Here is a 16,068-nt window from a genome sequence, read left to right on the forward strand (position 1 = left end):
ATACGTACTGAATCATTAACGATCATGTTTTAGTGACTATATCCGGCTATTCGGGTGTGTTCATCTTGTAACAACCCATGATTTTGACTAAATTCGCAGTATTCCAAAATAGTGAACGCGTGGGAATTAAAGAAATTATAGAAAAATATGGTCAAAGTGAGTTAACCCAAACTTTGACAAAAGCGATACAAGCTAAAAATCCAAAGGTTCAATTAAAAGGCCTTATCGGCTCATCTGATGCCGTGGTGGCTGTTGCAAGTTATACCTTGCAAGAACGACCTTACATCTTTATCCTACCGACACATGAAGATGCATCTTACTTTTTAAGTGATCTTGAAAGTTTATTAGACAAGCAGGTTTTATTCTTCCCATCCTCATACCGTAAAGCATTTGACTTTACGCAATTGGATGCTACACATGTCTTACAACGAGCAGAAACCCTCAACACGCTGAATCATACCTCTGAACTCCCTAAAATGGTCGTTACGTACCCCGAGGCTATTGCCGAAAAGGTAATCAATAGAAGTGATTTAGAAAAAAATACCTTAGAAATAACGGAAAGTACAAAATTAAGCATCGACTTCATCAATGAGTTTTTATTTGAGTATGATTTTGATCGTGTAGATTTTGTTTACGAACCTGGACAATATGCCATCCGTGGAGGAATTGTCGATATCTTCTCCTTCTCCAATGACTTACCTTACCGTATCGAATTTTTTGGTGATGATATTGAAAGTATCCGAACATTTGAGATTGAATCCCAGCTCTCCGTTTCTAAAATTCATAAAGTAACCATTGTTCCCAATGTACAAGCGAAGTTTTTGACCGCTCAAAACATTTCTTTATTGGAATACATCGATCGCGATTCTGTCATTTGGGTTAAAGATGTTCAATTTACCTTGGATACCATCAAAGATGGAAACAAGAAAGCGACAGAATTTTGGAAGGCACTTTCCGAGAAAGAGAAAAAAGATAACCCCGAGTGGATAAATCCCGAATATGGATTTTCGGATGAAAAGAATTTCAATGCTTTATTATTTGATTTCCCTATCGTAGAATTTGGAAAGCAGTTTTTTTACAAAGCAGACGAGATCATTAAGTTTGACATTCACCCACAACCCTCTTTTAATAAAGATTTCAATCTCCTGATTCATAATTTTAAGGAGAATGAAAAAAATAAAGTTGAGAATTTAATTTTATCAGACTCGCCAAAACAGATCGAAAGAATATTTAAGATCTTGGAAGATATCGATGGTTCGGTTTCTTTTATTCCTATTCATAAGGGTTTCCGTGAAGGATTTCGAGATGATAATGTGAAACTCGCTTGCTATACTGATCATCAAATATTTGATCGGTATTATAAATATAAACGCAAAAAAGGTTACGAGAAAAGTCAAGCCATCACCTTAAAAGATTTACGTGATCTTAAACCAGGAGATTATATCACCCACATTGACCATGGTGTCGGAAAATATGCAGGTCTTGAAAAAGTAGAAGTGAATGGAAAATCACAAGAGATGATCCGTTTGAGTTATGCTGATAATGATCTTTTATATGTCAACATCAATTCATTAAATCGGATTTCTAAATACTCCGGTAAAGAAGGCTCTGTTCCGAAAATGAATAAATTAGGAACAGACACTTGGGATAAGCTGAAGAAGACAACGAAGAAAAAGGTCAAGGATATTGCACGAGATCTGATTATGCTTTATGCAAAGCGTAAAGCACAAACAGGTACAGCCTTTAGTCCAGATACATATTTACAGAATGAGTTAGAGGCATCCTTTATTTACGAAGATACTCCTGACCAAGAAAAGGCAACAGCAGATGTCAAACGTGATATGGAATCGCCACATCCGATGGATCGATTGGTGTGTGGTGATGTTGGTTTTGGAAAAACAGAAATTGCGATTCGAGCAGCCTTTAAAGCAGTCGCCGATAGTAAACAGGTTGCGGTTCTCGTTCCAACAACCATTTTGGCACTTCAACATTTCCGCACCTTTACCGAACGGTTAAAAGATCTACCTTGTAACATAGACTACATCAACCGTTTTAAAACAGCGAAACAAATTAAAGAAACACTAGCCAAATTAGCGGATGGCAAGATTGATATTATCATTGGCACACATCGATTAGTCAGTAAAGATGTCAAATTCAAGGATCTGGGATTGATGGTTATTGATGAGGAACAGAAATTTGGTGTCTCTGTTAAAGAGAAATTGAAGGTGTTACGTGCAAACGTCGATTCGTTGACATTAACGGCGACCCCAATTCCTCGTACCTTACACTTCTCCCTTATGGGGGCTCGAGATTTAAGTTTGATCACCACTCCTCCTCCAAATCGACAACCCGTACAAACAGAATTACATGTTTTTAACGAGACATTGATCCAAGAATCGGTGTCCTACGAATTGGACCGTGGAGGGCAGGTATTTTTCATTCATAATCGTGTCGCAGATCTTAAGCAACTGGGCGCAATGATTCAAAAACTGGTTCCAAATGCACGTATTGGTATAGCCCATGGACAGCTTGAGGGAGATGATCTGGAAGATGTGATGTTGAAATTTATCAATCATGAATTTGACGTTCTGGTTGCTACCACTATCATTGAAGCAGGTCTGGATATTCCCAATGCAAATACCATCATCATCAATCATGCGCATATGTTTGGTTTGAGTGATCTGCATCAAATGCGAGGACGCGTGGGGCGTTCCAATAAAAAATCCTTTTGTTATCTGTTAAGTCCTCCGTTATCAACGCTAACTTCAGAAGCATATAAACGCTTATCTGCGATCGAAGAATTTTCTGAATTAGGAGCTGGATTTAATGTCGCGATGCGAGATTTAGACATTCGTGGTTCTGGTAATTTATTGGGAGGAGAACAATCCGGATTTATTGCTGAAATTGGATTTGAAATGTACCATAAAATTCTCGATGAAGCGATCCAAGAATTAAAAGAAGATGAATTCTCAGAGGTTTTTGCTAACGATAAAGATCATCACTATGTTTCATTCACTCAGATAGACACGGATATGGAGGTCTTGATTCCAGATGAATATGTGACCAATATTAGTGAACGCTACAATTTATATACGGAGATATCAAAACTGGAGAATGAGGAACAATTGACCAATTTTGCAGTTTCACTAGAGGATCGTTTTGGACCGGTACCTCATGAAGTTTTTGAACTGTTCAATACCTTAAGACTACAATGGTTCGGTAAACACGTTGGATTTGAAAAAATCTCATACAAGAAAAATACCTTGAAAGGATACTTTATCAATAATCCTAAATCGAGCTATTTCGAATCGGATCAATTTGGAAAAGTATTGGCCTTCGTACAACAACATCCCGAGATCAGTAATCTAAAAGAAATCAAAGGACAGCTGCGGTTGGCATTAAGCAATGTCAATAGCATCAGCTATGCCTTAAAACTGTTAAAAGAAATGGAATAAGTACGCTATTACGAAAAAGACGTCTTCATAAGCTTAATCACTTATGAAGACGTCTTTTTTAGTTATTTCCTAAAGATTTAGTTGCTATAAATTTTCAACTCTGAATCTTGTGCATAGTACAGACTTCCATCAATTGGATCAACTTCATAGATCGGTTTATTACCTGCTAATTCAATTTTCGCTACTTCTTTACCATCTTTTTTACGGACTTTAATCAATTCAGGACTAGTAGCACCCTTTGCTAAAACAAAGGCAAATTCACTGTTTTGCTTTAAACCGTTGAAACGTTTAGCGACTTTAGCGGTCAGATTCTTATCAATGACATCGGAATATTGATCATCATTTTTAGCCGATTTTTTAATTCTATTAGCAGTCTGCGCATCAAAAACATATTCCTCTCTAGTACTACCATCAGCATCTCTATATTGAAATTTCATATCAGCAACACCTCTTTTTAATGAAGATCTTACACTAAAAAATGAAGAGCCAATAATTCCACCTGTTTTCAATAGACGACGTCCTGCCTCTCCAGGTTCTTTATAACTATTTTGGTAAATAGTTTTACCATCATTGTCTAATCCAATGACATCATTTTGTCCTACGATACAAACTCCCCAATCAAAAGCTTCGATACTTTCAATAGTCTTATCATTCTCCACATCTATTTTTCCTTTCGGCATTGGACTATCCATGCTGGATGCATCAAATGTATAGATGCGCTTATTGTTATAAACTAAAAACCGATCTCCATCAGCAGCATATACCAATGGTCTTTTTTTATCAAACTCCGCATTCTTTTTCCATATTTTCTTTCCTGTTGTGTAATCAACCATATTACCATAGGTATCGGTCAAATAAAACACACGATTATTACTAACAGCTCCTAAGTAGTAAACCCGATCTTCAGACTCCTCGGCAATCTCCACAAATTTCTTCCATTTATTTTGACCTTGCTGATCAACCAAATTCATTTCAATATCAGCAATATATAAATAGTCTTGCCCCACAGGAATTACTTCTTTGATTTCATCTCCTTTGGCGTCCTTTTTCCAAACTTTCTTCCCTGTAGCATAGTCGAAGAAATTAAATCCAGAAGAATGCGCAACTAACAATTTATCACCTTGATCTTCCAAATATGAAAGATATTTTGTCGAAATATCATCTTTCCATAATTTATTGCCATCATTTACATCCAAGATATTCAGATTCTGTTTGCTAGAAAGTAATCCGCCACCCTTTGTGACAGTAACGATTTTATCTCCTTTTCCGCTTACATAAAAATTATTGATCAAATAGTCGGTTTTCCATTTTACATTTCCTGTTTCTCCATCCAAATTGAATAGAATTCCCTTTAAAGCGGCAAAAATATGGTTTCCAGAAACTATCACTCTATTATCTGCAACAAGAACATCCCCTTTCAAGAAGCCTTTAAATGCACTTCCAAATGATTTGAAAAGCGATTCTGTGTCGCCAACTTTACTTGTCCAATTTACCTTTCCTGAAAGTAAATCCAAATTTACAAAGTCGATACTTTTATCCTTTTCACCTAAAATTAGAAATTGTTTCTTTTCTGGAATATATGTTACTGCCAAAGTATTGTAACCGAGCTCTGCCGCATTATAAACAACTTTTCCATCTGTTGTGTTTACGACAACCGAATTATTGTCAAACTTAACATCTGCAAAAGGAGAATTTGCAATTAAGTCTATCTGTGAAGTTGACGAAAATGCTGCTAAAAAATCATTATTTTCTATTGCACTCACCCCTTTAGACAGCTTCGACATGGTCGTCGCATTATTGACTGTTGCTGTGGCAACAGACCAATCAATTTTTTTACTTGTCGGATTTAAACTGGAGATACCTTCCTTGGTTTTTACAATAATATTTCCAGTAAATGGATCTATTTTGACTTCCTGTATTTTGCTCTCAAAAGGAACAACCTCCTGCGCAAAAGAGCATTGTAAAGTCCCAACAAAGAGACTTGAAATGAGTAAATATTTTAGCATGCTTATAATTGTTAATATAAGCTGTAAAAGTGCAATAAAAAATAAAATTATTAGAAAATAAAACAACATATGTAGATATTTAACCACTATTAGGTTAAATATATACCTCCAATAATAAATATAAACGTGACTTACAGGAAAAACATTAATTTAAAGATTACAATCAGTGCAAAAAAGAAAAACACTCCTTGGGATAGGAGTGTTTTCAAAGTCGTTATCGTAAATGGTTATAAAATGGATGTTCCATCATCTGTCTTTACGCTGATGACTGTTAATTCTTTTCCAAATTTTTCAGCATATTTTGGCGATACCTGAGCGATAAGTTCTTCTATAAAGTCATCTTTAACCAGATTGATTGTACAACCTCCAAACCCTCCACCCATTTGTCTCGCCCCCAGTACTTCAGGAAACTGTATGATAAATTCGACCAGATAATCAGATTCTGCACAACTCACTTCATATTCTTGACTCAATCCATGGTGTGATGCCAATAAATTCTGACCTAACGCAACCAGATTACCTGCTTTTAAGTTTTCACAAGCTTGATGTACACGTTCACTTTCTTCTACCACAAATCTTGTTTTCGTATACACCTCAGCATCTTTATCCTTTACCATCTCATCTAACATAGCAACAGAAACATCACGCATGTTCACTACAGCTGGATATTTTTCTTTTATCCACCCTATTGCTTGCTTACACTGCTCTACCCGTTTGTTATAAGCAGTATCTCCTAAGGCATGCTTTACATTCGTGTTTAACAAGATGATGGTATAGCCTTCCAGAATTAAAGGAACATATTCATATTCTAGCGAGCGACAGTCCAATTTTAACACTTGATCTTTTTTCCCAAAAGTAGAAGCGAACTGATCCATAATACCACATTTAACACCTGCATAGGTATGTTCGGCTAATTGACCAATTTTAGGAATCTCCAGGCGTTCAATATGCAATTGAAAGAGTTCACTCAATGCCAATGTAGTTGCACATTCCACAGCTGCTGAAGAGGATAAACCAGCACCAAGAGGAACATCACCATCAATATAAAGATTAAATCCTCCAATTGTTAATCCTCTTTTTTGGATCTGATCAACGACGCCTAATATATAATTAGGCCAATGCAAATCTGTTGGAGCAATATCATGCAGATTTACTTCGTATTTCCCTTTATAGTCTTCCGCGTACAAGGAGATCAAATCATCTGCTCGTTTCGAAACAGCAATATAAACTGCTTTATCAATTGCCGCTGGAAGGACAAAACCATCGTTGTAATCGGTATGCTCGCCGATGATGTTAATTCTTCCTGGTGATCGAGCAATAATAGGATCTTCTTGAAAAATGGATTTAAATTTATTTTTTATGGATTCTTTCGTTATCATTTTTAAACGGTTTTATAATGGATGGTAGAGCAATTTCTAAGTTGTTGAGCGGCAAACTCTGGTGTAATATCACGCTGTGGATTTGCCAACATTTCATAACCGACCATAAATTTCTTGACGGTTGCCGATCGTAATAATGGTGGGTAAAAATGCATATGCCAGTGCCATTCTGGAAAATCTCCACTATTGACAGGAGATTGGTGCATACCCGCAGAATAAGGGAATGAAGTATTGAAAAGATTGTCATAACGAGTGGTTAACAATTTCAGAATAGCTGCTAAATCTTCTTTCTCCTTTTCTGTAAATGCTAAGATATTTTGAACGGATCTTTTACTTATTAACATAGTTTCATAAGGCCAAGACGCCCAAAAAGGAACCAAAGCAACAAAAGAATCGTTTTCCTCGATAATACGTTCCGATTTTTTCAATTCCGCATCGATATAGGCCGACAACATCGTCTTCCCATATTTATCAAAATATTTCTTTTGATTTACAGATTCTTTCTGAAGCTCCATGGGCACATGATTTTGTGACCAAATTTGACCATGTGGATGCGGATTACTACAGCCCATAATGGCTCCTTTATTTTCAAATATCTGAATGTATTTTATCCATTCATTTTTTGTTAACGCCGCAAATTCATCTTGCCAAACATCGACTACAGCCTTGATGGCTGGGACTGACATTTCAGGAAGGGTCAAATCATGTCGGGGTGAGAAAGCAATGACTTTACAAATCCCCTTTTCCGATTCGGCAATGAATAATTCATCTTCATTGATATCCGCATGGGGAGTATCCTTTAAAAGAGCTGAAAAATCATTGACAAACACAAAACTTTCTGTGTAATCGGGATTAACGTCTCCGTCTGCTCTTTTATTTGTTGGACACAAATAACATTGAGCATCATATTCAGGTCGTTGTTCTTGATTCACATCTTCGACTTGCCCTTGCCAAGGTCTTTTACTACGATGTGGTGAAACGAGAACACGTTCTCCTGTCAGAATATTCAACCGGGTATGGGGATCCGAATTAAGTTCGAATGGTTTCTGCATGGTTATCTTTTTATTTATTTACTTTGATTGTTAAAGATAATAAATAGTACCACTAAAGAAAATGCCAATAAAAAAATAAGTATGCGATTATATACTTATTTTTTTATTGGCATCTTTTATTAAATAGCAACCTCCAATAAATACGGATAGTCTTATGAAATCAGCTTATAAAACAACTATACGATTCCTTTTGGATCATGACCTTTTACAAGTTCGAATATGGTAATTTCAGGTAATATACCAACCCGTCCGGGATAACCCAAAAAGCCATACCCAACATTGACGTAGAGTTGTTTATTTCCTTGTTCTTTATAAAGCCCTGCCCATTCTTGATATACATATTTGGCTGGGCTCCATTGTATATTTTTTAACCGAACACCAAACTGCATCCCATGTGTATGTCCGGCAAACATGACATCTACATCAGTATCCAACACCTGCGCCCGCCAATGAGAGGGATCATGGGAAAGTAGCAATTTGACTGCCTGTTCTTCTGTGCCTTTCAATGCTTTTTTTAAATCACCATGTTTTGGAAAACGACCGGTTCCCCAATTTTGAACACCAACAATCGCTAATTCTTCATTATTTACTTTTAGAGTACGATGCTCATCATTCAATAAATCCCACCCCATGACTTTATGCGTTGCAATCAAGTCCTGAAGATTTTTTCTTTTAGCAGGGGAATCTTCTTTTCCATAATAGTAGTCTCCATAATCATGATTCCCTAAACTTGAAAAAACACCCAGATCAGCTTTTACTCTTGAGAAAATATCTTGATAATCGCGCATTTCTGAAGCGACATTATTTACCAAATCTCCCGTAAAGAAAATGGTATCGGGCTTTTCTTTCAATAATAAATCAACCCCTCCGTTTACGGCTTTCTTATTATAAAAAGATCCAGAATGGATATCCGAAATTTGTCCTATTGTCATCCCGTGAAAAGATGCGGGTAAGTTTGGTAAATACAATTTTTCACGACGCACGCGATAGTCATAAGCGCCTGAAATAATACCCCAACTTAGGGGAACTAACGGAGAAGCGCCTATTAATATTCCAGCTTTAGTTAAAAAATCTGAGCGGGTAATTCCGTCAACAGGTTTTTCTGGCAAAGGCGTATTGACTTCAGCCACTTGTTGAACTGATTTTTTAGGGAATATCAACCTTTTTATCCATACTCCTCCTCTCCGGAGATCATCAATCAGTAAGACGATGAAAAAGAAAAATTTAGACGCTACAGTCATGAAAAAGGTGACTAAAAGAATCGATCTTATGGATAGCGGAATATTAAATTTAAAGGATATGATGACGCCTAGTGCAAGCAAAATGGAATAGGACCACCAGAGAATAGTAAAAAGTTTACTTTGTGCAAACTTGATTTTGGTTGATCTTAATGCAAAAAAGATATAAAAATCTAATAGTAGTAATATAAAAACATTTATAATTAACATCATTATTTCAATTTGTTTTAAGCATTCAAGGCTAATCGCTTCAATGCTGCTATCCATTTGGGATCAGCATTCAGACTTTCCACAAGCTGAACTTCTTCTCCTCCCAAATGCTTAAATTCATTAGCATATTCCACGCCAATCTCATCGATGGTTTCGATGCAATCAGCAACAAAAGCGGGGCTAAAGACCAATAGTTTTTTCTTTCCACTCTTTGCTAAATCTTCTAATAAACTCGATGTATAAGGTTGAATCCAAGGTTCCTTGCCTAATCTTGATTGAAAACAGATGCTGTATTGCGATTTTTCCAATCCCAATTTTTGTACAATAGCACGTGTAGTGCCATGACATTGTGACAGATAGCAGAAAGAATTGACTGTGGTTTTACACGATTCGCAACCATCCTCTGGACATTTTAACGTTCCTGTTGGATCTACTTTTCCTAATTGGCGGACAGGAAGACCATGATAACTGAATACAATATGATCAAATTTAGAAAGATCATGTTGTCGGGCATGATCTGCATATGTTTCGATCATCAATGGCTCTTGACAGTAACTGCTCACAAAGCTGATATTGGGCAGGTAATTCCATTTGCGGATCAATTCCATCACACGATCGATAACAGATCCTGCAGTTGCAGAAGCATATTGCGGAAATAAAGGAATAACCCGAATGGAATCCAACATCATACCTTCTAAATTTTTTAAAGCCTGCTCAATAGAGGGATTTTGATAGCGCATCGCCAATTCGACATGATAGTCCTCTCCCAATGATTTTTGCAATAAATCACATTGTATCACACTATAATGCATCAAAGGAGATCCTGTCTCTTGATCCCAAATCGTCTGATATATCTTGGCTGATTTTGGCGCACGAGTTGGCGCAATAACTCCCTTCACTAAAAGAGTTCTTTTGATATATGAAATATCAATCACTCTCCCATCCATTAAAAATTCCGTTAAATATTTTTTAACATCTGCTGTAGAAGGACTATCTGGGGTCCCAAGTTGAACTAATAAAATTCCTTTCGTAGCTTTCTTACTCATTTAAAAACAAAAATACGGAAATTACATCGGAGATAAGGCGTTCTATGACAATATGAAATATTGATGACTTGTCAATAAGGCTTATAGCGCCTCTAAGAAAGCTTTCACTTCTTTCATTAACCACATGGGAGTTGAGGTTGCTCCACAAATACCTACACGGTCATTTTCGCTAAACATTGTCTGATCGATCTCATTGACTTCTGATACAAAATAGGTGTCCGGATTTTCTTTTAGACAAACTTCAAAAAGCACTTTACCGTTTGAAGATTTTTTTCCAGAAACAAAAACTATTTTATCGTATTGTCGCGCAAAATGAACGAGATCCTCATAACGATTCGAGACTTGTCGACAAATGGTATCATTCGCTTTGACTTCATATCCTCTTTTGATTAATTCTTCTTTAATCGCATAGAATTTATCGACACTTTTTGTGGTTTGGCTATAAAGGGTAAAAGACGCTGGCAAAACCGCATCATCCAATTCAGCAAGATCTTGGAACACCAATGCTTCGTTATCTGTCTGCCCTTGCAAACCCACAACCTCAGCATGTCCATGTTTACCAAAAATTAGAATTTTTTCATCTTGATCATAAGATGTTTTAATTCTATTTTGCAGTTTCAACACCACTGGACAAGAAGCATCAATCAAGGTGATGTTGTTCTCCAAAGCGATCTTATAGGTTTCAGGGGCTTCACCATGTGCTCTAATCAACACTTTTTCATGTTGAAGTGTCGGCAATACATCGTGTGCGATGATACGAAGTCCCTTAGCCTTAAGACGCGCAACTTCCTCATCATTATGTACAATATCACCTAAACAGTACAAATAACCGTCTTCTTCAAGAATTTCTTCAGCCATATCTATTGCATAGACTACACCAAAACAGAATCCTGAATCCTTATCAATATCAACCGTTAGATTTAATGCCATAATAGTACAAAGTTAAACATTTCTTGATACTCTAAGAAAATACTTTTTTGAAGAAAAAGTTACAGTAATACATTCGTAGAAGAATATAATACGCTTGTGCTTCAGTTATTAGCAGAAATCATTACTTTTGCAAAAAATAAATATTAATGGCAACGAACAGAACTTTTACGATGATCAAACCAGATGCAGTTGCAAATGGTCACATCGGCGCTATCTTGAACGATATTATTGCAGGTGGTTTCAAAATTGTAGCAATGAAATATATTCATTTGACTACAGAAACAGCAGGTGCATTTTATGAAGTACACAAAGCACGTCCTTTCTATGGAGATTTAGTAACCTTTATGACTTCAGGTCCTATCGTTGCTGCTATCTTAGAAAAAGACAATGCTGTTGAAGACTTCCGTACTTTGATCGGTGCTACTAATCCTGCTGATGCTGCTGAAGGTACTATCCGTAACAAATATGCAAAATCTATCGATGCAAATGCTGTTCATGGATCTGATTCAGACGAAAATGCACAAATCGAAGGTTCATTTTTCTTTTCTCAATTCGAAAGATTTTAATCTTTATTTGTTTCATCATAAAAAAGGCTTCCAACATGCTGTTGGAAGCCTTTTTTATGAAATCTTGAGTACTTAATGACAGAAAGGACCTATTTTTAAAACGTACGTTTTTCTAAATATTCATTCTCTTTAGCTGTCATCCGAGTTTTATCTTCTGCTGTTTTATCATAATATCCACATAAGTGTAGGACACCATGAGCAATCACGCGGTGTAATTCATCTCGACTGCTGACTTTAAACTTTTCAGCATTCTCCGCAATACGTTCAACGCTGATAAAAATATCCCCCGCGATCACATCTTCATCCTCTGAAGAATCAAACGTAACAATATCTGTATAGGTATCATGATCCAAATATTGCTTATTGATTTCCAATAAGTATTTATCAGAACAGAAGATAAAACTTAATTCTCCTACCCGTTTAAATCCCTCTGATTTGATTGTTGCCAAAATCCATTCACGGACTTTTGCTTTTTCCTTTAATATAAATTCAATGTCTTCTGCAAAGAATAGAATATCTTTTAATGCCATTTTCTAAAATGCTTTAGTTTCCATATACGTTTGCAAGATTATAGTTGCTGAAATGGTGTCTACAATTCCTTTATCTTGTCTTTTATTTTTTTTCTTACCACTTTGAGCGATCACAGCAGAGGCCATCTTTGACGTAAAACGTTCGTCTATTTCAACGACTTGAATTGCTGGATAGGTCTTTTTCAACTTTCGAACAAATCCGAGTACATGTATCGCAGATTGCGAGTCTGTACCATCCATTTGCAATGGTTTTCCGACAACAAAGGTTTCTACTTGTTCAGTAGTAAAATAATCCGCTAAAAATTTCCAAACGTCATCTGGATGTACGGTTGTCAAAGCTGTTGCAATTATTTGCATAGGATCCGTTACTGCTATACCGATACGTTTCGTTCCATAATCAAAAGCCATTAATCTCATACTGATGCCTGTGTTGAATCTGTTGACAAAAATACAATTTCCGTATGAGTAAATAGATTCTCAATTGATTAAATAAATCTATAACTTTGCTAGACTTTAAATAACAAGAAATGAAATACTCGATTATAGTTAGTATTTTCCTATCGGCGTTTTGTATGCAAGTATATGCACAAGATTACCAAGCAATCATCACAAAAAGCAGGGAAGAAAAAGCGTTGGAATTATCCAAAACAAAATTTGGTCCTTTACCTAAAGATCAAATTAAATATTTAGATTATTTCCCTGCTAATAAGGAATATCAAGTGACTGCTGAAGTTTCCTTATTAATTGGAGAAGAAACTTTTAAAATGCCAACGTATGATGGTACCAGCAATCCCTATAAGCGGTATGCTATTTTAAATTTTACGCTGGATAATAAACCTTATAGTTTAACAGTTTATCAAAGTGCGGCATTATTTCAAAATCCATTATACAAAAACCACTTATTCTTACCATTTCTAGATTTAACAAATGGTCAAGAGTCCTATAATGGTGGTCGGTATATCGATTTATCTACCGAAGACATCAAGGATGGTAAAGTAACCATCGATTTTAATACTGCTTACAATCCTTATTGCGCGTATAGCAATGGCTATCGTTGTCCTGTACCGCCAAAAGAAAATATTTTAGATACCAAGATTATGGCTGGAGAAAAAGCATTCCATAAACCAAAAAATGAAAGACCTGTTGATGTGAATACAGGACAAAATTTTAGTGAAGCAGATTTAAAAATTATCAACGAAGGCTCGGTAAATGATAAGTTAAGAGTACTACAGATTACAGATAAAAAAGATTTGACTATACTTACCACTGCATCTTCAGATATCAAATACGATGATCCTCTCATCTCGATTTTAGAAAAAAGAATGCTTCTTACGGTTCAAGATCCTGAACATGCAGGTGTTGGTATTGCTGCTCCACAAATCGGAATCAATAAAAACATGATTCTTGTACAACGGTTTGATAAACCAGGAGAACCGTTTGAATTTTATATCAATCCTAAGATTATTTGGAGATCAAAATTCACGAGAAAGGGTTTTGAGGGATGTCTTTCAATCCCTAATCGCAAAGAAGAAGTATTACGAAGCTATACGATACGGCTACAATATATCAGTAAAGAGGGAAAAGTTGTTGAAGAGAATATCGAAGGGTTTACATCCGTTATTTTCCAACATGAGGTCGATCATCTTTACGGTATCTTATATCCCGATCGAATTGATGAGGCTCAAAAAGAAGTGTTCGAACCTTTGAGTGACAAAATGGAATTTTTTGTTAAACCAAACACTATTCGTCCTTAAAAAAACGACAAATACGGCTACCCCATACTTTTAGATAAGTCCAACTGCATGAAGGAATAGCGTTTGATACGACTTGACCTTAATGTCGTATTAACTTGTCTATTAATAGAGGTTTAACAGGGGGTTTATAGGGGTATAATAGGGGGTTAGTAGGGGTATATCCCTATAAACCCCCTACTATACCCAACTTATCTCTATCTAATACCTAAGTTAACTCCGAAGTTGTTAGTCTTTTAATCTTAAGATCTATCGGAATGTGAATTGTAATTGTCTGTTTTTGGTTTTTTTATGCTAAAAACTGAATAGATTCATCTCGCTATCCCAGTATGAAATAGGTATATAGGATACATGTGTATAGGCATCAAAACCGGATTTCAAGACATAAAAAAAGAGCATAAAACCTAAGTCTATGCTCTTTTTTGAATTTATGGTACTTTTCTATGCGCTGTATAATAGCGCTATTTTTTCTTTCAACTAGCCGGATTGCTTAACGAGCAATCATTTTGATTTCAAACAGGGTATTCCAAAGTTTGCCCGTTATAAACAATCTTTTACCTGCTTGATCATACGCAATGCCATTCAACTCATTATCATATTGGGCATGTTGGTAGATTCCCACTAAATTAATTCGACCTTCTACAGCTCCTGTTTCTGGGTTTATAATAACAATGATATCTTTTTCATATACATTGGCATATATTTTTCCATCAATATATTCCAATTCGTTTAATGCATCAACTTTACCATTTTCATCATATACTTCAATGGAGCTCAACTCAGCTTGTGTATTGGCATCTAGGAAATAAAGCTTATTGGATCCATCAGATTTAATCAAGCGTTTCCCATCATAGGTTAAACCCCATCCTTCTTTGCTATTGGTATAAGGAAAAGTTTTGACCAATTCAAAGTCCGATTTATTGAGTACAAAACCTTCCATGTTTTGCCAAGTTAACATCACGATTTTATCGCCAACAATCGTCATTCCTTCTCCAAAATATTTTTGCGAATCAAATTCTTTTTTCTGTAATACTTTACCTGTTTTTAAATCTACACGACGTAATGAGGTGATTGTGTTGTTTCCACTACCTGTAGATTCATAAAGCATACCGTTTTCATACTGTAACCCTTGCGTATAAGCAGTCGTATCGTGCAGAAATTTATTTACGACTTCAAAACCATATTCCTTTGGCGCTTGTGGTACAATATAAATCAATCCACTTGCACTATCCACTTTTGCTCCTTGATATAGTTTCGCTGAGATATTGCGACTACCAAAAGTAAAATTCTTACTGTCCACCTGAACTGCAACTGTATCTTTCTTAGAACCAACAACCTGGTTATCGATATAATACACCACCGAATCAAAATCGGAAGAGGTAAACTTCAATTGCAACTGAATAGGATCTCCTTGTTGGATGGATTGGCTAGCGTCAGGTTTAGCGAATTCCAATTTACCTGATTTTTGTGTCTTACAAGCTCCCAGACTCAATACCAAACCTAAAAGGATATACTTTGTTTTTTTCATATAAAAAATACTTTTATTCGTTCCAGAACGCATCTTTAATGTGTTCTATTTGTACATTTTCTTTTTCCATTATCAAGATGGAGACAATATCAAATCTAATCTCTCCTGTAATCTTATATTTTCTCAAGTAACAATCTGCCGCCCTTGTCAGTTTTCGTTTTTTTTGCCAATCGACAAACTCAAATGGCTCTCCAAAATCAAGTTGACTACGTGTCTTTACTTCAACAAAAACCAAGATATCAGCATCTTTGACAATCAAATCTACTTCTAAATTCTTATACCGCCAATTTCTTAACACAATTTCACATCCTAAATCTTGAAGAAATTTATCGGCATATAATTCTCCCAATTTTCCAAACTCAAGATGTTTCGCCATA

The 16,068-nt window shown here is 35.9% G+C and carries 13 protein-coding genes; 3 read left to right on the forward strand and 10 right to left on the reverse strand.

Features of this window, described 5'->3' with window-relative positions; translation table 11 throughout:
* Positions 1-119: 119 nt before the first annotated feature.
* Positions 120-3,455 (forward strand): transcription-repair coupling factor, encoded by a 3,336-nt coding sequence (mfd, locus tag LZQ00_RS14965; RefSeq protein ID WP_234514821.1) that lies wholly within the window; start codon positions 120-122, stop codon positions 3,453-3,455.
* Positions 3,456-3,532: 77 nt separating this feature from the next.
* On the opposite strand, the gene LZQ00_RS14970 is transcribed toward mfd, so the two are convergent.
* From LZQ00_RS14970 to LZQ00_RS14995, 6 genes are all read right to left on the reverse strand, one after another.
* Positions 3,533-5,461 carry a PQQ-binding-like beta-propeller repeat protein gene (locus LZQ00_RS14970; protein ID WP_234510068.1) on the reverse strand — a complete coding sequence of 643 codons (1,929 nt, stop codon included), beginning with the start codon at positions 5,459-5,461 and terminating at the stop codon, positions 3,533-3,535.
* A gap of 227 nt (positions 5,462-5,688) precedes the next feature.
* Positions 5,689-6,840 carry a galactokinase gene (galK, locus tag LZQ00_RS14975; RefSeq protein ID WP_234510069.1) on the reverse strand — a complete coding sequence of 384 codons (1,152 nt, stop codon included), beginning with the start codon at positions 6,838-6,840 and terminating at the stop codon, positions 5,689-5,691.
* A gap of 2 nt (positions 6,841-6,842) precedes the next feature.
* The gene (locus LZQ00_RS14980; RefSeq protein ID WP_234510070.1) at positions 6,843-7,892 is read right to left on the reverse strand and encodes a UDP-glucose--hexose-1-phosphate uridylyltransferase; all 1,050 of its coding nucleotides are present in this window, start codon (positions 7,890-7,892) and stop codon (positions 6,843-6,845) included.
* A 176-nt stretch (positions 7,893-8,068) separates the two neighbouring features.
* The gene (locus tag LZQ00_RS14985) at positions 8,069-9,340 is read right to left on the reverse strand and encodes a metallophosphoesterase (RefSeq protein ID WP_234514822.1); all 1,272 of its coding nucleotides are present in this window, start codon (positions 9,338-9,340) and stop codon (positions 8,069-8,071) included.
* 17 nt (positions 9,341-9,357) lie between these two features.
* Entirely contained in the window at positions 9,358-10,386 is a 1,029-nt protein-coding gene (gene hemH / locus LZQ00_RS14990; protein ID WP_234510071.1) for a ferrochelatase, read from the reverse strand.
* 81 nt (positions 10,387-10,467) lie between these two features.
* Complete coding sequence (locus tag LZQ00_RS14995; protein ID WP_234510072.1) at positions 10,468-11,316, reverse strand: 4-hydroxy-3-methylbut-2-enyl diphosphate reductase; 849 nt, start codon at positions 11,314-11,316, stop codon at positions 10,468-10,470.
* 146 nt (positions 11,317-11,462) lie between these two features.
* Between LZQ00_RS14995 and LZQ00_RS15000 the strand changes: the two genes are divergently transcribed.
* Complete coding sequence (locus LZQ00_RS15000) at positions 11,463-11,882, forward strand: nucleoside-diphosphate kinase (RefSeq protein ID WP_234510073.1); 420 nt, start codon at positions 11,463-11,465, stop codon at positions 11,880-11,882.
* A 95-nt stretch (positions 11,883-11,977) separates the two neighbouring features.
* Here the strand turns inward: LZQ00_RS15000 and ybeY are convergent, their stop codons facing one another.
* A complete protein-coding gene (ybeY, locus tag LZQ00_RS15005; protein WP_234510074.1) occupies positions 11,978-12,412 on the reverse strand; it encodes an rRNA maturation RNase YbeY in 435 nt (144 codons plus the stop codon).
* 3 nt (positions 12,413-12,415) lie between these two features.
* On the reverse strand, positions 12,416-12,829 hold the full coding sequence (gene ruvX / locus LZQ00_RS15010) for a Holliday junction resolvase RuvX (RefSeq protein ID WP_234510075.1): 414 nt from the start codon (positions 12,827-12,829) through the stop codon (positions 12,416-12,418).
* A gap of 110 nt (positions 12,830-12,939) precedes the next feature.
* Between ruvX and def the strand changes: the two genes are divergently transcribed.
* Positions 12,940-14,166 carry a peptide deformylase gene (def, locus tag LZQ00_RS15015; protein ID WP_234510076.1) on the forward strand — a complete coding sequence of 409 codons (1,227 nt, stop codon included), beginning with the start codon at positions 12,940-12,942 and terminating at the stop codon, positions 14,164-14,166.
* 487 nt (positions 14,167-14,653) lie between these two features.
* Here def and LZQ00_RS15020 read toward each other — a convergent pair whose 3' ends face one another.
* Both LZQ00_RS15020 and LZQ00_RS15025 read right to left on the reverse strand, forming a co-directional pair.
* Entirely contained in the window at positions 14,654-15,691 is a 1,038-nt protein-coding gene (locus LZQ00_RS15020; RefSeq protein WP_234510077.1) for a glutaminyl-peptide cyclotransferase, read from the reverse strand.
* Between the two features lie 13 nt (positions 15,692-15,704).
* Positions 15,705-16,067 carry a YraN family protein gene (locus tag LZQ00_RS15025; protein ID WP_234510078.1) on the reverse strand — a complete coding sequence of 121 codons (363 nt, stop codon included), beginning with the start codon at positions 16,065-16,067 and terminating at the stop codon, positions 15,705-15,707.
* Position 16,068: the final 1 nt, after the last annotated feature.

Source organism: Sphingobacterium sp. SRCM116780 (genome assembly GCF_021442025.1).
Lineage (GTDB): Bacteria > Bacteroidota > Bacteroidia > Sphingobacteriales > Sphingobacteriaceae > Sphingobacterium.